15 protein-coding genes are annotated in these 18,616 nt (G+C 71.2%); 4 read left to right on the forward strand and 11 right to left on the reverse strand.

Going from position 1 to position 18,616, the window contains the following annotated elements; translation table 11 throughout:
- The first annotated feature begins 81 nt into the window (after positions 1 to 81).
- Genes ACN20G_RS11835 through ACN20G_RS11845 form a run of 3 tightly spaced genes read left to right on the forward strand, consistent with a single transcriptional unit; the run spans position 82 to position 5,103 of the window.
- Entirely contained in the window at positions 82 to 3,045 is a 2,964-nt protein-coding gene (locus tag ACN20G_RS11835; RefSeq protein ID WP_424215481.1) for a lantibiotic dehydratase, read from the forward strand.
- Positions 3,042 to 4,193: a lanthionine synthetase C family protein gene (locus ACN20G_RS11840; protein WP_424212705.1), complete on the forward strand. Its 1,152-nt coding sequence runs from the start codon at positions 3,042 to 3,044 to the stop codon at positions 4,191 to 4,193. The genes ACN20G_RS11835 and ACN20G_RS11840 overlap by 4 nt, the downstream gene beginning before the upstream one ends.
- A gap of 22 nt (positions 4,194 to 4,215) precedes the next feature.
- Positions 4,216 to 5,103, forward strand: coding sequence for a thiopeptide-type bacteriocin biosynthesis protein (locus ACN20G_RS11845; RefSeq protein WP_424212706.1), 888 nt, complete (start codon positions 4,216 to 4,218; stop codon positions 5,101 to 5,103).
- On the opposite strand, the gene mobF is transcribed toward ACN20G_RS11845, so the two are convergent.
- On the reverse strand, positions 5,066 to 9,421 hold the full coding sequence (gene mobF, locus ACN20G_RS11850) for a MobF family relaxase (protein ID WP_424212707.1): 4,356 nt from the start codon (positions 9,419 to 9,421) through the stop codon (positions 5,066 to 5,068). The two genes, ACN20G_RS11845 and mobF, sit on opposite strands and share 38 nt — an antisense overlap.
- 367 nt (positions 9,422 to 9,788) lie before the next feature.
- Here mobF and ACN20G_RS11855 point away from each other — a divergent pair, with 367 nt between their 5' ends.
- Positions 9,789 to 10,625, forward strand: a complete 837-nt coding sequence (locus ACN20G_RS11855; RefSeq protein WP_424212708.1) for a sulfite exporter TauE/SafE family protein — start codon at positions 9,789 to 9,791, stop codon at positions 10,623 to 10,625.
- A gap of 175 nt (positions 10,626 to 10,800) precedes the next feature.
- On the opposite strand, the gene ACN20G_RS11860 is transcribed toward ACN20G_RS11855, so the two are convergent.
- From ACN20G_RS11860 to ACN20G_RS11905, 10 genes are all read right to left on the reverse strand, one after another.
- A complete protein-coding gene (locus ACN20G_RS11860) occupies positions 10,801 to 11,718 on the reverse strand; it encodes a hypothetical protein (RefSeq protein WP_424212709.1) in 918 nt (305 codons plus the stop codon).
- Positions 11,719 to 12,027: 309 nt separating this feature from the next.
- On the reverse strand, positions 12,028 to 12,204 hold the full coding sequence (locus tag ACN20G_RS11865) for a hypothetical protein (RefSeq protein ID WP_424212710.1): 177 nt from the start codon (positions 12,202 to 12,204) through the stop codon (positions 12,028 to 12,030).
- Entirely contained in the window at positions 12,201 to 12,836 is a 636-nt protein-coding gene (locus tag ACN20G_RS11870) for a hypothetical protein (RefSeq protein ID WP_424212711.1), read from the reverse strand. Before ACN20G_RS11870 ends, ACN20G_RS11865 begins: the two co-directional genes overlap by 4 nt.
- A 25-nt stretch (positions 12,837 to 12,861) precedes the next feature.
- Entirely contained in the window at positions 12,862 to 13,140 is a 279-nt protein-coding gene (locus ACN20G_RS11875) for a DUF6211 family protein (protein WP_424212712.1), read from the reverse strand.
- 96 nt (positions 13,141 to 13,236) lie between these two features.
- Positions 13,237 to 13,665: a DUF6181 family protein gene (locus ACN20G_RS11880; RefSeq protein WP_424212713.1), complete on the reverse strand. Its 429-nt coding sequence runs from the start codon at positions 13,663 to 13,665 to the stop codon at positions 13,237 to 13,239.
- Entirely contained in the window at positions 13,560 to 14,900 is a 1,341-nt protein-coding gene (locus tag ACN20G_RS11885; RefSeq protein ID WP_424212714.1) for a DUF3560 domain-containing protein, read from the reverse strand. The genes ACN20G_RS11880 and ACN20G_RS11885 overlap by 106 nt, the downstream gene beginning before the upstream one ends.
- Positions 14,901 to 15,323: 423 nt before the next feature.
- On the reverse strand, positions 15,324 to 15,704 hold the full coding sequence (locus tag ACN20G_RS11890; protein ID WP_424212715.1) for a DUF6409 family protein: 381 nt from the start codon (positions 15,702 to 15,704) through the stop codon (positions 15,324 to 15,326).
- Positions 15,705 to 15,786: 82 nt separating this feature from the next.
- Positions 15,787 to 16,689 (reverse strand): hypothetical protein, encoded by a 903-nt coding sequence (locus ACN20G_RS11895; protein ID WP_424212716.1) that lies wholly within the window; start codon positions 16,687 to 16,689, stop codon positions 15,787 to 15,789.
- A 137-nt stretch (positions 16,690 to 16,826) separates the two neighbouring features.
- A complete protein-coding gene (locus ACN20G_RS11900) occupies positions 16,827 to 18,041 on the reverse strand; it encodes a hypothetical protein (RefSeq protein WP_424212717.1) in 1,215 nt (404 codons plus the stop codon).
- 124 nt (positions 18,042 to 18,165) lie between these two features.
- Complete coding sequence (locus ACN20G_RS11905) at positions 18,166 to 18,582, reverse strand: hypothetical protein (RefSeq protein WP_424212718.1); 417 nt, start codon at positions 18,580 to 18,582, stop codon at positions 18,166 to 18,168.
- Positions 18,583 to 18,616: the final 34 nt, after the last annotated feature.

Here is an 18,616-nt window from a genome sequence, read left to right on the forward strand (position 1 = left end):
TGACGTGAGCCGGTGCCGGGTCCTTCGGGGCCTGGCACCGGCTCTCCCATGTGGAAGGGGTGATGTCGGATGTACAAGGCGATGAACGCCGTGCTGGTGCGGGCGGCCGTACACACCGAAACGGAGCTGCCCGACCTGCCGGCCGTGGACACCTCAACGGCTGTCGGCGCGGCCTCCGTGCGTACGTGGTTGGGGCAGGTCTGGGCCGTGCCGTCGTTCGCAGAGGCCGTCACGGTGGCCTCCCCGGTGCTGGCCACGCAGGTCTCGCAGGCTCTTGAAGGACGCCACTCGGGCCGGCGCCTCCGGAAAATAGCCGGCTCGGTGGGGAAGTACGTGCTGCGCGGGACGGGGCGGGCGACGCCGTTCGGGCAATTCGCCGGCGTTGCGGCCGTATCCGTCGGGGAAAGCACAGCCTTCCGGTGGGGGTCGGATCACCACGTGGTCGTAGGGCCGGATGGTGAGTGGGTGGCTCGTGCCGTCGCCGTGCTGACCGCTGATCCGATGGTCCTCGACCGCATGGTGGTGGTGGCCAATCCGCTCTGCCGTGACCGTGGTGAACGGCTGGTCCTCCCTCCTGCGGCTCAGAGTGCGGGGGAACCTGCGGAGGTGCTCGTCCGGAGCACGCCGGCCGTCCTCGCCGCGCTGGCCGGGGCGCACGCGCCGATCGCCTTCGGCGACCTGGTGGAGAAGCTCGCAGTGGATCACCCTGCGGTCCCGGACGAACGCATACGGGCTGCTGTGACCGATCTGGTGAACCGGCGGTTTCTCCTGTCGGCCCTCGAACCGCCGATGTCGGCGACTGACCCGCTGGGTCACTTGGCCGGTGTCCTGGGGCGTGCCGGTCTCACCGACCACGCGGCCCGGGTCCGCGCGGCCGGTGCCACGCTCGCGCGGGCTGGAACGCCGGCGGCGCGGGGCCGCGCCGTGAAGGTGTTGGAGCGCCTCGGACAGCCGGGCGAGACGCCCGCGTTGGTCGTCAACCTCGCGTTGGACGCGGACCTGACCTTGCCCGTCGGGGTGCTCGAAGAGGCCGAACGGGCGGCATCGGCCATGACCCGGTTGTCCCCCGCGCCCCATGGTTTCCCCGCCTGGGCGGAGTACCACGGGGCCTTCCTCGACCGGTACGGTCCCGGTGCGCTCGTGCCCGTCCTCGACCTGACCGATCCGGTCCGGGGCCTGGGGCTTCCGGCTCGGTATCGCGGATCGACCCGGCCCACCGGCCCGACCGTCTTCACCCGGCGGGACGCCGACCTGATCGCCCTCGCGCAGCGGGCCGCGCTCGAAGGCCGCACCGAGATCCACCTGACGCCGTCGGACATCGACCGGTTGGCCGGCGTCGACGTACCGGTCCAGCCCTACCCCCACGCCGAGCTGCGCTTCCACCTCCAGGCGCCGACCCGGGACGACGTGGACGCCGGTGACTTCCGCCTGGTGGTCGTCGGAGCCTCCCGCGCGGCCTCCACGACCATGGGCCGCTTCCTCCCTCTGCTGGATCCCGTCGATCAGGACCGGATGCGCAAGGTCTACGAGGGCCTTCCGACGATGACCCCCGGCGCCAGAGCCGTGCAGGTGTCCGCACCCCCCAGCTACCGGCGCACGGCGAACGTCGCCCGCGCGCCCCGGCTGGCGCCGGTGCTGTCCGTGGGCGAGTATCCGGCCAACGGCCCGGCCCTCTCGGTGACCGACCTCGCGGTGGGCGCGGACTCCCGACACCTCTACCTCGTGCACCTGCCCACCGGCGACGTGGTGGAGCCGTTCGCCGCGAACGCGGTCAGCTTCCGCGACCACGTGCCGGGCCTGGTGCGGTTCCTGTGCGAACTCCCGCGGGCTCGTGCCACCGCCTTCATGCAGTTCTACTGGGGGGCCGCGTCCTCGCTGCCGTTCCTCCCTCGGATCCGGGTCGGCCGGACCGTGCTCGCTCAGGCCCGGTGGAACCTGCCCTCCTCGGACCTCCCGGCACCGGGCGACGTCGCCGCGTGGGACCGTGCCCTTGCCCTGTGGCGGGCCACGCACTTCGTGCCGGCGGTGGTCTCGGTGGGTGAGTCGGACACCAGGCTCCGGCTCAACCTGGACGTCGCCTCGCACCGGTCGGTTCTCCGTGACGAGCTGGCCAAGAACTCCTCGGTATCGCTGGTGGAGGCCCCCACGGCGAAGGACTGGGGATGGGCCGGCGGACGCGCCCACGAGGTCACCGTGCCGCTGTCCACCACCGTGGCGTCACCGTGGACACCCCCGGCGGTCCAGCGCCAGGCCCTCCACGAAGGACGCGTCCACCCGCCAGGGGCAGGGTTCTGGCTGTCGGCCCGGATCGGTGTCCGCCAAGCCGACGAACAAGCCGTCCTCGACCGCCTTCCCCTGCTGATCCGAGCTCTGGGCACACAGGCTCCCGTGTGGTGGCTCCTGCCGTACGCGGATCCCGCACCCCACCTCCTCCTCCGGCTGCGGATCACGAACGGCAGTTGGGGCACAGCCGCGGACGCACTGAACGCCTGGGCGAACACCTTGATGGCCGGGGGCCTGGTCTCGGACCTGAGCCTGGTCACCTACCGACCGGAGACCGCACGGTACGGGTCGGGCCCCGTCATGGACGCGGTGGAGGAGGTCTTCGCCGCCGACACCTCGGCCGCTCTGATCGAACGGACCCGACCCTCACGGGTCGCGGTGGGAGCGGCCTCGCTCCTCGACCTGGCCGCCTCGTTCCTGGGCGGCTTCGAGATCGCTGCCCCTTGGCTCGCGGCTCGGGTCCCGTACGGCGACGGTCACCAGCTCGACCGGGAAGCCCTCCAAGGGGCTCTCCGAATCACGGAACGCGTGGGGGCCGATCCGGCCATCGCGGAAGCGTGGGCCCACCGGCAGCACGCCGTTCGCGGCTACCGCGAGCACCTCCGGACCACAGGCGGCCCGGATCCGGACGCCGTGCTGTCCTCCCTCCTGCACCTGCACTGCGTGCGCCTGTTCGGCGTCGCGCCCGACGTGGAGACGCAGGCTCACCGCGTCGCCCGTGCCGTGTCCATCGCATGTCTCAAGCGGAGGAACGTCCAATGATCACCGACCTCCCCACCACACCGTTGCGGCCGGGATGGGGCCAATCCCTCGCCCAGGGTGCCGCCGGCGTCGCCCTCCTTCACGTCGAACGGGCACGTGGAGGACGTGGCGGATGGCCAACAGCCCAAGCCTGGCTCGCCAAAGCCGCGACCGACGTCATCAGCGGGGCGGACAGTGCCGGCCTGTACTTCGGCGCCCCCGCGTTGGCCTTCGTGGTCCGGGCTGCCGCAGCCGATGAGCCCGGCAGGTACGCACGAGCCCTCGCACGGCTCGATACCGCGACCGTCGCGATCACCCGGCGCCGGTTGGACGCGGCGCACTCCCGCATCGACGCCGGCCGCCGGCCTCGCCTCGGTGAGTTCGATCTGATCTACGGCCTGACCGGGCTCGGGGCCGGATTGCTGACCGGAGGTACCGCGCAGCACGATCTCCTCCGCGAGGTGCTCGGCTACCTCGTCCGGCTCACCGAACCCGTCGCCGGCCTCCCTGGGTGGTGGACGGCGAACGATCCGTCGGACAGTCCGTCCGCAGAGTTCCCGGGAGGCCACGGCAACTTCGGGATGGCCCACGGTGTCGGCGGCCCGCTCGCCCTGTTGGCCATCACCGCGCGGCGGGGAGTAGTGGTTCCGGGGCACCTCGACGCGATCCGAACCATCTGCCGATGGTTCGACGTCTGGTGTCAACCAAGCCCCACCGGCCCTTGGTGGCCGGAGTGGATCACCCTTCACGAGCACGGGACCGGCCGGCCACGAGCCGAGAGGCCCGGCCGCCCCTCGTGGTGCTACGGAACTCCTGGGTTGGCCCGCGCCCAGCAGCTCGCGGCCCTCGCGCTGACCGATCCGACGCGCCAGGCCATGGCCGAAGGCGCTCTCGTCGGCGCGCTGATCGACCCCGTTCAGCGGGGCGCGATCACCGATCACAGCCTCTGCCACGGGACGACCGGGCTCCTTCACACGGCCTGGCGCATGTCCCTCGACGCCCCCGGCTCCACCATCGCCGGTCTCCTTCCGGAGCTGCGGGCGTCGTGCAGGACGGCCGCGGGGCCCGGCTTCCTCGAAGGCGGTACGGGCTCGGTGCTGGCGCTCGACGTGCAGGACACCGGCCTCCCTCCGACGACCGCGTGGGACACCTGCCTCCTCGTGAACTAGCAGCTCCACAGAAGGGAACACCGTGCACTCCGCCGAATCCCCCTGGCAGCAGTTCGACATCACCTTCACCGCGTGGGGCTCCGCCGAACAGGTCGCGGCCCTCCATCTCGCTCCGCACCTCGCCAACCAGGAACAGGCCGGAACGGTCACCGCCTGGTTCTTCGTGCGCAAACACCCGACGTGGCGACTGCGGATCCTGCCGGCTCCGCACCGTGAAGCTCAGGCGGTGACCGCTCTGGAAGCCCTCTTCCAAGCCCTCTGCGGACAAGGCCACCTGACCGGATGTGCCCGCCCGATCTACGAACCGGAGACCCACGCCTTCGGTGGCACGGCCGCGCTGGACATCACCCACAGGCTGTTCCACCATGACAGTCGACACGTCCTCGCGCACGTTCGCCCACCCGGCCACGCCGGCGCGGCACCTCAAGATCACAGACGCGAGCTGTCCGTCCTCCTCGCCACAGCCCTCATGCGCGCTGCGGGCCAAGAGTGGGCGGAACAGGGCGATGTCTGGGCCCGGCTGGCTGACGCACGACTCGCCGACGACGGCACCCGGCCGACCGCCGTGCCCAGGATCGAAGCGGCGCTCCGGCGGCTGATGACCGTGGACAGTAGCGCCGGAAGCCCGATGGTCGCGGAAGGATCACTCGCCACGGCGGCCACGTGGCTGACCGGGTTCCGTGCCGCCGGCGAACGTCTCGGCGCCTTGAGCCGCTCAGGGCAGATGACACGCGGGCTCCGCGCGGTCCTCGCCCACCACATCCTGTTCCACTGGAACCGGCTGGGAGTGCCGTACGCGGTACAGAGCGACCTCGCGGCGACCGCCCGCCACGTGGTTCTCGGCGAGGACCTCACCCGGCCCCGCCTCCCCGTCACAGAGACGGTGGGGCAGGGTCCTGCGGCACGGTGACATCCCAGGAGTCGTCTGGAACGGCAACGGAGCGGTCTGGAGGGGCGGAGGCCCCTCGACTGCTCGGCCCGGGATCGCCATATGCCGGAGAGCTGGGGCGTCGGTCGGCATCAGCCTTGAGGTCCACCACCCGGCGCCCGGCCTGCGTCGCGTGCACGGCGGCGTCGTCGGCCTCGCTGCGGAGCGCGCCGGCGCGACCGACGTCCTGTTGGCGCGCGGCGGCCGTGCGTTCGTCCGCGTGCTCACGGTGTTCAGCGGCGGTGGCCAAGACTTCGGGGTGCTCGTGCTCGGGGCCAGTGGTGGCGAGCAGTTCGGTCTTGCGCCGTTGCAGTGCAGCGATCCGGGCCGTCAGCGCTTCGGCCTCGGTGGTGAGGGTCGCGCGATCGGCTTGCGCTTCGGTGCGCGCCTGTCCCCTCAAGGTTGACCGGCCGAACAGTCCGCCGGTCTCGGCCAAGGCCGTGTCGATGTTCGTCAGGCGGTCGCTCGCGGCTCGATGGCGGTCCTCGGTCTGGGAGAGGGCTTCGGCCGTCTTCCGGTAGTCGGCTACAGCCTGCGCGCGTTCGTCGGCCAAGGCCGCTTCCTCGGCCAAGGCCCGGACGGCGGGGCCGGTGCCGGTGGCGGCTTCGACCTCGGCACGTTCGGCGGCCTGGGCGGCTTCGGCAGCGGCACGGTCGGCGGCCTGCTGGGCCGTGATGGCGTGGCGGAGTGCGGTCTGCACCTCGGTGTCGGTCAAGTGGGTGTACCTCGTGCTGTCGGGCAGTGGCGTCGGGCCTTCGGGACCCGGCTCGTCTTCGTCAAATTCGGGGGTTCGGGTCGGGCGTTCCGGAAGGGCTGCGACGATGCCCCGAAGGTGCTCGGGGACCCGGTGGGCGGGCAGCTCGGTCAGGACGAGTGCCTCGTCCTGACCGGCCTCGATCTCTCGGAGGAGTCCGGAGACGGCACGATCCACGCGTTCCTGATCGGTGGCAGGGACCCCGCCGCGGGCACGGTCGGCGTCGGTCTCGTAGCAGTCGAGCGGGAGGTGGAGGTGGACTTCGCCCTTCTGCCTGCTGAGCATCGTGTAGAGGGCGTTCGACTGGGCTCCGGGGCCGTACACGAGGACGTCTTGGACGGTGAGGCCCTGGCTCTTGTGGCCGGTGATGGCGTAGCCGTGGCTGAGGCCGCCTTCGGAGATGTACTCGGGGGTGAGCCACTCGGCGGTGAGGGTGGAGCCGTCCGGGGTGGCGGTCTGCCACTCCACGAGGGCGCGCCGGTCGGAGTCGATGGCTCGGACGATGCCCCGGGTGCCGTTGAGGACGTCGGCGTGGCCGCTGCCGACCCGGGACCGGTAGTCGTTGCGGCGGATGAGTACTTGGTCTCCGACGATGAGGGCGAGTTCGCCGCCGTCGGGGAGGGCATAGAGGTGTTCGGGACCTGAGAGTGCGCCGGTGGTCTTCCGGGTGGCGCGGGCTCCGGCGTTGAGTTCGTCGACGACCGCGTTGGTGGAGGCGAGCATGAGGAGTTGCCGGACGGCGGTGTGGTCGTCGGTGTGCGCTTCGCGTCGTTCAGCCCACTGGGTGAGCATCGCGGCGAGGACCTCGTGGTGATCGGCGCCGGCGTGGACGCGTCCGGTGGCGGCGAGGGTCCGGAGTGCTCCGGTCCGGTTCTCCTTGCGCCACAGGGCGAGGGCCTGGCGTTCGACGGGGTCCTTCTGGCGGAAGTTCTCGGTAAGGCTGAGGCCGCCGACGGTGTGGTGGACGGCGGCGAAGCTGCCGCCGATGCCCGGGGAGTGGAGTTGTTTCGGGTCTCCGACGCCGACGATCTTCGTGCCCGTACGGGCTGCGTGCGCCAGCAGTTCGGCAACGTCGCGGTCGTCGCACATCGCGGCCTCATCCACGATCAGGATGTCCACGCCGGTGAGGCCCTTGCCTCCGGCTCGGATGCCGGTGAGCCAGGATGCGACGGTGCGGGAGGCGACGCCGGCTTCGGCTTGGAGATTGGCCGCCGCAATGGCGGCGGTGCTGGCGCCCGCGACCACGTACCCCTGCGCCTCCCACGCCTGGCGCGCGGCCGACATGATCGTGGTCTTGCCGGCTCCGGCGATGCCGAGCAGGGCATCAACGCCGTGTCCGCCGGTGAGGAGTCGGTGGAGGACGGCGCGCTGTTCGTCGCTGAAGGCGAAGCCCTGTTGGACCTCGGCGGCGGAGAGGGTGAAGGTGACGACGTCGGCCGGGACGACGGCGGCTTGTTCGCCGAGTCGACGGGTGGCCTCCGTCATGATCGTGGTCTCGGCGGCCACGACGTCGGCAGTGGTGTAGCGGTCGGCGTGCTTGTAGTGCTGGGGGCCGCGGGGGTTCAGCTTGACGGCGAAGCCGGCGTGTTTCAGGACGGCGGTGGTGAGCTGTTCGGCTTCGTCGGCGGTGCCGATGCCGTAGGGGAGGGCGTCCAGCACAGCGGCGAGCGCGGCGGCGTGGCTGAACTCCTTGCTGTGGGAGGTGAGCCCGGTTTTGGGGTCGAAGATCGTCCGGCAAAGTTCGGCGACGTCGGGGTTCTGGCCGGGGCCACCGGGGGTGAGCGCGGCGGCGGCCAGGGCGGTGGGGTCGTCGCCGGCGGCACGGCCTTCGGCCTGCCAGTGCGCACGGAGGGCATCGTCGCTGATGCCGGCGGTGTCGGGGTTCTTGGCCTCCTTGGAGCGGGCGGAGAGGGCAGCGCGCTGCTGGTGAGAAGCGGTGTCGTAGTCGATTCCGAGGGCTTCGAAGAGCTGCCGGACCTGTCCGTCGCGCTTGCTGAACAGGCGGCGGGTGGCCTCGGGGATGGCGCTGATCTCCCACGCAGCGGTGTTGGGGTCGCGGGTGAAGGCGACGCCGTACCGGTCGGTGAGGTCGCGGCGGATCCTCGCGGACATGAGGGCCTGGGTGGCGCGGGCGTGGCGGTGCAGGTCCCGGCCGCCGGACGCGGTGGTCGACCACTTGCCGTCGACGCCCTTGACCATGTTCGCGATGTTGAAGTGCAGGTGGAAGTGGGGGTCCCCGACCCGGGCCCCTTCGACCGGGCGGGCGGCTCGGTGGATCATCAGCCATCCGGCGAACCCGCTGGTCTCGATGACCTCGGCTTCCTCGCCGTCGCCGTGGTGGCCGCGCATGGCGTACGCGGTCCATTTCTCCAGTGCCGCGACGGCTTCGTGGCCCGCGCCGGTGTAGATCGCCTCGACCTCGGCAGCAGCCTCGACGGACGCGTAGGCGAGGAGAACGGATTGGGATTTGGGCAGGTCAAGGGTGACGTCGGCGCCTCGGTTGCCGACCTCGACGCGGCCTTCGCGCTGGGCGGCCTTGATCTCTTCGGGGTCCCAGACCTCTTCGGGGGTGAGCCCGGCGGCGACGGCCAAGGCGACGGCGTCCCGGACGGGAACGGGGAGGTCGACACGTCGCCGGCTGGTCTCGGCGGCGAGCTGCGTGAGCCGGCGGGCGGCGGACTTCTTGACGTTCTCGGTGGGGTGCCGGCCGGTGTCCCGGGCTCGTTGTTCGAGCACGCGCACGAGGGCGCGTCCACTGAGGTGGCCGCCGTTCTCGATGGTGAGCGCCTGGGCGAGTCGGTCTTCGCCGTAGAGCGCGCCGGCGTCGACGCCGGCGGCTTGGGCGAGCTTGAACGCGGTTGAGGCGGGGACTCGGTGGGTTTCACCACGCCGGTGAACCTGCCGGTCCATCCGTCCGTAGGCGTCGCGTTTCCGCTTGGAGTCGAAGAGGGCCGCGGGGGCGATGCCGCGTTCTACGGCGGTGCGGCGGATGGCCTGAAGGAGGGGTGCAGCGGGGAGTTTCGCGGCGGGCGCGACGGCCAACTTGGGCTCGACCAGCACGCGGCCGCTGTTCGGGTCCTCGCCGCGCATCAGCCGGCGGGCGGCAAGGTGTTGGTCGGGGGTGAGGGGGCTGCCGGGGGTGATGCCGTGCTCGGTGAGGCCCTTGCCGATCCACACAAGGGGGCGTTCGGACGCGTCGACGTGGTAGTCGATCTGGCGGTCGGGGAGGGTCGCACGGAGCTTCGTCTTCGGGTAGATCCGGGTGGGGTCCAACCCGGCGGCCAAGGAGATCTCGACGGCGGCGGCATCGGCGAACGTGGCGGTCTCGCCGCCGCGCGCGTGGGTGCGGGCGCGGAAGTAGGCGCGGCGGGCGTCGGGGTTCTGGATGAGGGCGGAGACGGTGGTGCCAGCCGCTTCGGCGGCGGCTTCGACGGCTTCGATCAGGGGGCGGGCGTCGAGTTCGGCGGTGGTGGTGCAGCCGTGGCCGCCGGTGAGGCGGTAGTCCACCTGACTGTCACTGGGGCCGATGACGGTGACCCACCCCATCGGCCGTTCGCCTCCTGCCGGTCCCGCTTGGAGTCGTTGGCCAAAGGCCCACGTATCGTCACGGAGTGACGATACCTTGGTCCTCTCCGATCAAAATATGAAATATTCGCAGGTCAGAGAGGGTGTCTCGTCTCGTCCCGATCGACTCTGGCAGCTCCAAACTGCACGTGTTCTTGCGGTGATCAGTTTGACCTTGCATCGAGGAGTCGGCGGAAGGCCCGGTTCGGCGGATCGGCTCAGCAAACAGAGCAGGGCTCGGAGGAAGGTGAGATCCGGGACCGTGGGTCTGGGAGTGTGGAGGTTGGCGGGTGATGCTGGTCGGCGACGTGGCGCGCCTTCGCGCCCGCACGAAGAAGAGGTTCGTTCGTTGAGCACCAAATCCGACGCCCTGCCAGGCGCCGCCGTGCGTTCGATGCCCGTGACGTTCGCCTGTGGGGCCGCGGTCGGAGTGCTGGGCGGCATGATCGGCCTCGGCGGGGCTGAGTTCCGCTTGCCGTTGCTGATCAGCGTGTTCGGGTTCGCGGCCCTGTCGGCGGTCATCCTGAACAAGGCGATGAGCCTGATCGTCGTCATGACCGCGCTGCCCGCGCGCCTGGCGGCGGTCTCCTTCACCGACCTCGCCCCGCACTGGACCGTCGCGGTCAACCTGCTCGCCGGAAGCCTGCTCGGAGCCTGGGCCGGGGCCTCGTGGGCGGTGAAGATGCGGACCAGCACCCTCTACAAGGTCCTCGCGGTCCTGATGGTGGCCATGGCCGCCGCCCTCGTCTACACCCACACCGCCGACCTCGGCGGCCTTGGCCTGTCCGGACCGCTCCTCGCGATCCTCGGCGTCGTCGCCGGGTTCGGCATCGGTGTGGTCGCCGCGATCATGGGCGTCGCCGGCGGCGAACTCCTCATCCCCACGATCGTGCTGCTCTACGGCGTCGACATCAAGATCGCCGGAAGCCTGTCCCTGGTGGTGTCCCTGCCCACCATGCTCGTCGCGTTCGCCCGCTACAGCCGCGACGGCAGCTTCACCGTCCTGCGCGCCAATCTCCGCTTCACCCTCGTCCTCGCCGCCGGCTCCGTCACCGGCGCCCTCCTCGGCGGGCTCCTCTTGGGCACCGTCCCGAACACCGTCCTGATCCCGGTGCTCGCGGTGATCCTGCTGATCTCGGCGGTCAAGACCGCCCGCCACGCGACCCCCGCCAAGACCACCAACTGACCGACCTCGCGGCGCTGCCACCCGGCCAGCGCCGCGAGGTTGGCCGACACGTTGGCGAACAGCACCACGCGTTCCCCCACCACCCGCGAAATGCAGGGTCAACCTGCCCTCCCACGCCGACGACCATCCCGGGCATTCCTTCATCTCCCAGGTCGCCGGGGCCACCCACGCAAGGTCACTTGGAAACGGACACAGGGCTGTCGGAATTGCCCATGGCTTGCAGGGGAATCGTCGCGGTGACCTTCGCTCCGGGGTAGGTCTGCTCCAGTTCCTTCTTGAGGGTCATGATCCGCCTGGGCACTTCGCCGGGCGGGACCTCCTTGAGCAGCGGAAGTGGAGGCAAGGCGTCTCCGTCGGACCATGAACCCGTCACCACGAGGTCCGTTCCGATCAGTCGGCCGCCAAGCGCCTCGGCCTCGCGCAACGCCCACGCCGGAGGCGGCAACCGTGCGACGCTCAACGCCAAGGTGCGGCCGGCATGAAGCCCTTCTCGGACCGGTTCCGGGCGCAACGGCCGGGCGCGACGCGGGGCAAGCGGATGGTCCTTGCCGATGGGCCACTGCCGCGGGGCGTCCCGCTCTGCCACGTACGGGGGCAAACACGGCTTGCCCGTATCGGGGTCGATCGTTTTTCGGGCCTGCTCGATCCACCGTTCGAGCTTTCGTGAGCGCTGGGCGCCGTCCAGCGGGATGCCGTAGACCTCGGCGATGACTCGCTTGGGCACGAGACCGCGTCCTTGGGCTGCTCGGTACATGGTCGCGATCGTCCTGGCCCGCAGCAATACGCTGTTCTGCTTCTTCCCGTGTGGTGAGGGGAGGGCCAGGGAGAGAACCCAGACCATGCTTCGGGGTGCTTCGTGGACGGCTTCCGCCGTCGCTCTGATGCGCTGAACCAATTCGGCGTCGCCGCTGGGCCGACGGGCGTTCCGCCGGGTGCCGGGTGGCGGGATGTCGCGGAGTTCCCCGGCCGTCCAAGTCCTCCAGTCGATATCGACCTGCACCATCCACCCCGGCCAGCCGTAGAGCCCACGGAGGTCTACGCCTCGCCCTGTGATCGCTAACCGGACTCCACTCACCATCGTCTGCATCGGCACGTACCCACCATGGCAGGCCCCCGGGCGGGTGAGTCAGGATCCGGCGCCGAACAAGAAAGATCCCCGATTTTGTCGGCCTGGTTTCTCCGGTCCTTCCCGAGAACCTCGGTGCATGACGAAAAACCCATCTGACATGCAGGTTTGCCCAGACTGCGATGGAACCGGTCACCACCCCGCCACGGACGAGATGTGCGAAATGTGCCAGGGCGAAGGGCACGTTCCTGCGTGGTGAAACCCGTCGTGCAACGGGCTCGAATACGGGGTTGTCCCGCACCACCAACGTGGTGCGGGACAACCCCGTGTTCGGGTTCAGATGGACGCGGCGTTCCACTGGTCGAAGGGGAGCGGGGCCAAGCCGGCTTCTTCGCGGTCGGCCTCGTCCGCCCCGCACGCGGTGCAGATCGGGACGTCCCTGTCGGCCGTGAGCCGGGACGTGGCCGGGTGGGTGCCCAGCGGACGGACGCCGCAGCGGCGGCACAGGGTCACGGGGTCTCCTCGTTGTCGCGGGCGGACTTGAGGATGTTGTTCCACGTGGGGCGGGAGTACGGCTTCTCAGAGCGTTCGGCGAGCAGGGGGATCAGCTCGGAATTCCGGGCGCCGGGGTGCTCGGCGAGTACCTGGCGAGCCAGGGTGAGCCGGGGGTCCCCCTGGTACGGGTACGCCTGTCCCCCGCTGCGGCCGGCCGGGCGACCAGCGGCTTGGCCGCGGGGCGCCCGGTTGCGGACGTAGTTCCACAGGGTCGCGCGTTTCCACCGGGGCCGGCGGCGGGTGGGGAGGACGTCCCAGTCGTCGGGCTCGGGCCATCCGGCGGGCGGGTTCTTCATGTACCCGGAGATGACGGAGGTGTCCGCGAACCCGCAGACCTTCGCGGCCTCGGCGGGCCCGACGGTCTCTTCGGGGTCGCCGGTGAAGTCGGGGTCCCGGGTCGTGGTGGCGGTGGCGCGTCGGGATTGCAGGTCCCGGTGCCAGGTGCGCCAGGTGGCGAGGTCCCAGCGCATCCGACCGTCGGTCGTGATCGCGGGCGGGTGTCCGTTCTCTTCGCGCTTGGCCCAGAGGTTCGAAAGCGTGGCCTTGCTCAAGCCCACCTCCACGGCGAGTTCGTCTCTGGTGCACAGCACGGTCGGGGTCCTTGTCTGGTGGGGGTCACGAGCCGTCGTCCACGGTAGACGGCCAGGACCACGTTCCGGTCGTGGTGAGGCGGGTGAGGGTGCGGATCGCGGTGGTCGGCACGAGGGCGGCCCAGTCGTCGTCCTCGGGGTCGTTGATCGCGACGTGGCCGGGGACGGGGCGGGGCCAGTTCTCGACGACCACGTAGGTCTCGAAGGGGTCGACGTCGACGGCGCTGTTACCGGTGAGGGTCACGAGGTCTCCGGGGTGAGGCTCCGGTGCGGGACTCGGGATGGGTTGGGGGCCGAATGGCATGATGGTGGGGTTCTCTCTGGTGAGGACGGTGGCCGGCCCCGGTTGCCCACTTGGGGCCGGCCACGCTCGTGCCCGGCGCCGGTCGGCGCCGGCGCGTCACGCGGGGGTGTTCAGGAAGGCCGCGTCGGGGGTGCCCCGGAACCGGCCGCCGTACGCGCGCCAGATGGCGGCGCGGGCCTGCTGGTGGCGTGCGTCGGCGGGGTCGTAGCGACGGACTTGTTGCAGGGCGCCGTACCCGTAGGCCCTCAGGGCGACGCCGATGGCTTCGCGGGTGCGCGTGGGCGTGATGTCGGTGAGGTCGGTGGGCATCGCGAGGAGTACGCGGGTCAGCTCGGTGGCGGTGAGTCGGACGGTCACGGGTACTGAGACCCGGTGCCGGCCGTCTTCGCTGGGGGTGGCGGCGCCTCGGCCGGCCCCGGTCACGCGACGGGCCCTTCGTGCGGGGTGCTGCCGGTCTCGGTGGCGAGGACCTCGGCCTGTGCGTCCGCCACGTGGGTGAGGCAGGCGACTCCGCCGCCGCCCCACCGGTAGTAGAAGCAGATCGCGGCGGGGGCGTCGCACACGTGGCACTCGTCGTCGTCCTCGGGCTGGAGCGGCCCATAGCTCCACGTGGACCGGTCGGAGCCCTCGTTCAGCTGCGCGATCAGGCTGTCCCGCGCTGCGGTGAGGCTCGCCAAGACGGCGGCGCCTCCTCCGGCGGTGCGCGTGGTCTTGATGTTCAGCTCGATGCCGGCCAGGGCGGCGAACCGGCCCGGGGCGGTGCCGGCTGCGGCGGGCTTGGGCTGTCGCCCGCTGACGCGGTCGTAGGTGATGGTGGTGGTGAGCCCGCGGGGGTCGTCGGCGGCCCGGACGGTGTCGCTGCCGTTGCCGGTGATCGGGTTCGGGATGGTGAGGCTCCTGGGGTTGACCCGGAGAACCTCGTACCAGGTGCCCCGGTGGCGCGCGAGGTCTCCGGGGCGGAAGTCGGCACGGCTCCAGAGCTTCGCGCCGGCCGCTTCGGCGGCGCGGACGGCCTCTTCCCAGTGGGCTATCTCCTCGGTGAGCTGTTGGTGGGTGGCGTGGAGGTCTTCGCGGACGCTGGGGTCGGTGGTGTCGCGGGACTGGCCCTTCGCGGAGCGGCCGGCCTGCCACTTCTCGACGGCGCGCAGCTCGGCGCGGAGCTTCTCCAGCCGGCGGAGGGTGGTGCCCAGGTCGGCCCGGCCGGCCTCGTGGCCGGCGGCTGCCTGTGCGCGCCGGGTCCAGTGCTCGGCCCGGTCGTGTTCCTCGATGCTGCGGCGCGTCGCCGCCTCGATCCGGGCTTGGTCTCGGCGGGCCCGGCGCTCGCTGTGGTGACCCACGAGGATCGGCTGGCCGTACGGGATGCCGTCGGCTATCGCGTGGCCGGCTCGCCATGCTGCGGTGGAACGGGCGGAGGCGTTCTCGGCGTAGCCGGTGAAACGGTCGGCCCGGTCGGCGGCGCGGGCGATCCGCTCGGCTTCGGCCTCGGCGAACGGGCGCCGGTCATCGTTGTTGATGGTGACGGTGGTGGGGTGGCCGGCTTCGGTGAGGCGTTCGGCCAGGGCGGTGAGAACGGTTCCGCGGGCGCGCTGGTCGCGGGTGTGGGGGAGGTACCAGCACTCCAGCTCGCGGGTCCAGCGGGCGGGGTTGGTGTAGCCACTGGGGTAGTGACGTGCTCGAAGGATCTCGGCCTCTTCGCCGTGTCGGCTGGTGCCGGTGATGAGCGTGCCTTCTCGGGGGCTGTGGGTGATCTTGATGGTCATGGTGTGCCTGCCTGCTTGCTCTTCTGGTGAGTGGTTGGTCCGGCCGAAGGTCGGACCCTGGCGACGGCGCTCGGCCACAGCGCCCGGTCCCGGAGGGACGGAGGGAACGGGCCGTCGGCGCCCCGGGCGCCGACAGATGCAGCCGCGCGCCGGCGGCGCGTGTCCGAAGGGCGATCGGGGGCCCGGTGACGGGGGTGCGCTCCCCGCTGCCGGCCGGTGGGTGGGGTTGGTCCGGCCGGAGGTCGGACCCTGCCGACGGGCCTCGGCCACAGCGCCCGGTCCCGGAGGGACGGAGGGAACGGGCCGCCGGCGCTCGCGCCGGCAAGTGCAGCCGTGCGCCGGCGGCGCGCGTCCGCCGGCCGGCCGGGGTCGACCGGTTCGAAGGTTGCCCTCCTCGAACCGGTCGACCCCGGTGGGATGCTGCTAGGAGGTGAGGTTGAGCGCCTCGGCCACGGTGCGCTCGAACTCGGCGGCGGCCAGGGCGGCGGCCAGGGAGCGGCCGTCAACGGGTCCGGCGTGGTGCCATCCGTCCCGGATCACGCGAAACACGTCGGCGTCGACGGTGTCCAGCGTCTCGCCGGTGGCGGTGACCTCGCGCGGGGTCATGGCCTGGACGGTGGCACCGGGGATCGGGTCGCCCAAGGGCCAGAACCAGACCAACAGGTTCGAGTCCTCGTGGTCGGTCCACGGGCCCAGGGAGATTCCGGCGGTCACCTCCTGCTCGACGCTGCGCTTCCACCAACGTCCCGTGATCAGGGTTCCGGCGGGGAAGTCTGCGGCGGTGGGGCGGGTGGTGGTGTTCATGAGTGGTGCTCCTGGTGAGGGTGGGTGGTGTAGTCCGAGGTGGGAGGGGGTTGCCCTCCCCGCCCACCCCGGACCGGGGGGATCAGGCGGCGGCGTGGTCTTCGGAAGCCTCGTCGGCGTCGTCGTCCTCGTGGTCGCCGAAGATGTTCGGCGCGCCTGCCGTGTCGATGACGTCTTGTGCGATGGCACGGCCGGCGGTGATGACGCGGACGGCGGCGTGGTGGATGGGGGGCTTCCGGTCCAGCGTGGTCCATTCGGACATCGGGGGGTGGAGTGCCGGCGGCGGGGTGAGTCCGAGGATGCGGGCGGCGACGTAGACGACGCTGACGACTTCGCTGATCCACTGGCCCGGGGTCATGTCGGGGGCCTCGGGGATCTCAAGTTGGGCCTGGTCGAACAGGCCGTCAAGGGCGGTTCGCTCGGGGCTGGCCTCGGACCACTCGGGGGCCTCGCCGGTGCCGATCTGGTAGTTGGTGGCGAGAATGCCCGCGATCTCGGCGGCGGGGATGGTGGGGCGGTGGTCGGGCCCCACGTCGGTGCCCTCGGTCTGACTGATGTCGAAGCAGGGGCCGGCCTTGTAGGCGGTCACGGTCTCCGTCGACTGGTCGGCCTGGGAGGCGTCGGCCGGCGTCGCGTGTTCGGCGGTGGGGGCGGCGTTCCGGTAGCGGACGGGGGTCCAAATCCGGATCGCGCGGCTTCCCTTGGCGGGGTACCGGCCGGCCTTCCTCCAGTCGCCGGCCGACCGCACGTCGGTCGCCCCGGGGCACTGCGCGGTGATCGCGATGCAGTTGACCGGGCTGCGGTCCGTGCGGGCGCCGGCGACCGCGTTCCGGGTGAGGGCGACGGCGGTCGACATGAGGTCGGCCCACGCGTCGGGGCTGGTCTCCAGCCGGCTGTACGCGGTGGTCATGATCTGTTCGAGCTGGGCCCGCATCTCGGCGGTGTACGCCTTACGGGCTTCAGGGGTCATGGTCTTGCGCGCCATGGGGGGCGGCTCCTTCTGGTGAGAGATGGCCGGCGGGTTGCCCTCCGCCGGCGGGGTGTCGGGAGGGGGTTGCCCTCCCCTCCCGACTGATCTAATTAAACCATGTTTCTGGATCCTGGTCCAGTACAGCTGGGGGTTCAGGCGGCGGCGAGCTCGCGGACCTTGCAGCGCTTCATGACGGTCTGCTGTACGTCGCGGTACGCGTCGTGCTTGGACACGGTGCCGGTGACCTCGACTTCGTCCCCCTCGTCGGGGACGTGGGCGGCGCTGGCAAACCAGACGAACACGTTGCCGGTGGGGTCCATGAAGCGCACGAGCCGCCGGCGCTGGGTGGTGTAGCCGTAGTGGCGGGCCTCCAGTTCCACGACCGTGGTGACGGTGGCGGTAACGGTGAGGCGCTGCCCCGGTTCGCCCTGGTGACGACTGACTGCGGCGGCCTTCTCGACGGCGGTCTTCTCGCGGTCCCGGCGCCATCCCACGATCGCGGACACGAGGGTGGGGAGGTGCCGGGGGGCAACGGTTTCGGCGTGGGCCAACTGGCCGATCTTGTAGCGGTATTCGTTCTCGCTGGATCGACCTTCGATCGCCCATGCTCGAATGTCGGCGGCGTGGGCCTGGGCGGCGGGTTCGGCGTCAATGTCGGCCAGCCACTCGGCAGGGGCGTTGCGTGCGAAGTAGTACGCCTTCACGTCGTCGGCGGTGGTGGGCCGACCGGTCCACGCGTCGGCCTTCGGGACGAACCGGCCGGTCATCGTGACGACTGCGGCGGCCACCCGGAGCACGTCCGCGACGGGCAACCGGATGTCGTCCGGGATGCCCTGCTCGCGGTCGTCGTCACCCTCCTTGATCCGGTGGAGCGTCCAGAGCGCCTGCAATCCGGCGACCGGGATTCCGGTGTAGGGCTCCACGCACGTGGTGCCCAGCAACTTGGCTCCGTGGTTGGGGTGGTGGGCCAAGTAGGTGGCGGTCCGGGGGCGACTGATGCCACACGCGTCACACCGGTCGGTTGCGGCGCGGTGGGCGCGGACGATGTCGGCGGCGGTCTCGGAGAGTCCGGGGAACAGGCTCGCCACGGGGCCGGCCTCGGGGTCGTGGTCCAGTCGGGCCAGGATGGTCCAGCCGGCGTGTCGGGGCATGTTGCCGGTGAGGGTGACGGCGACGGTGGGGCGCTGGCCGATGACGCGCCCGGTGAACGGGTCGGTCCAGTCGCGCAACACGGGTGCGTCGACGGTGAGGTGGTAGCCGGTGAGGCCGTGGGCGGCGGCGCGGCGGTTGGCGTTGTCCACGAGTCGGCGGACGTGGTCGGCGTCGATGGCGGGGACTTCGAATCGCATGGTGGCGACGGTGGTCATGGGGTGGTTCTCCTACTGGTGAAGGTCGGGGCCGGCTGCGGGTTGCCCTCCGCGTTGCGGCCGTTCGGGCGCGGGGGCCCGATCATCGGGAAGAGGGGTTGGCCTCCCCTTCCCGATGAACTAATTAAACCACGTTTTGAGCCCTGGGTCGACTGTCCACCCTGGGGAGTTCAAGGGCGGCGCGGTCGCGCATGTAGGCGACGAACAGGGCGGCCACGTGGGCGTCGCGGGTGCCGTAGACGCGTCGGGCGTCCAGCGCTGCGACGCGCCGGCGATTGCGGTGGACGGGGAAGGGGGCTCCGGGGGCGGGGATGACCAGGGTGACAAGGGTTCCGTCCTCGGCGCACACCCTGAGGACAGCTCCGCCGGCCTCGGGGTCGACTGCGGTGCTCCAGCGGTCGGGGCCGATGCCGTAGCGGGCAAGTCCCCCGGCTATGGACCGGGCCTGCATGAGGTCGGCTTCCGTCGTGGGGTCGGGGTCGGCGGGGTGAGGAACACAGGCACAGCCGGTGTGGGTGGGGATCGGGCTCGGGGTGAACACGTCGGGTTCTCCTGCGGGGTGGGGCGGGGGCGGT

The sequence above is a fragment of the Streptomyces dryopteridis genome (genome assembly GCF_049606955.1).
Taxonomy (GTDB): domain Bacteria; phylum Actinomycetota; class Actinomycetes; order Streptomycetales; family Streptomycetaceae; genus Streptomyces.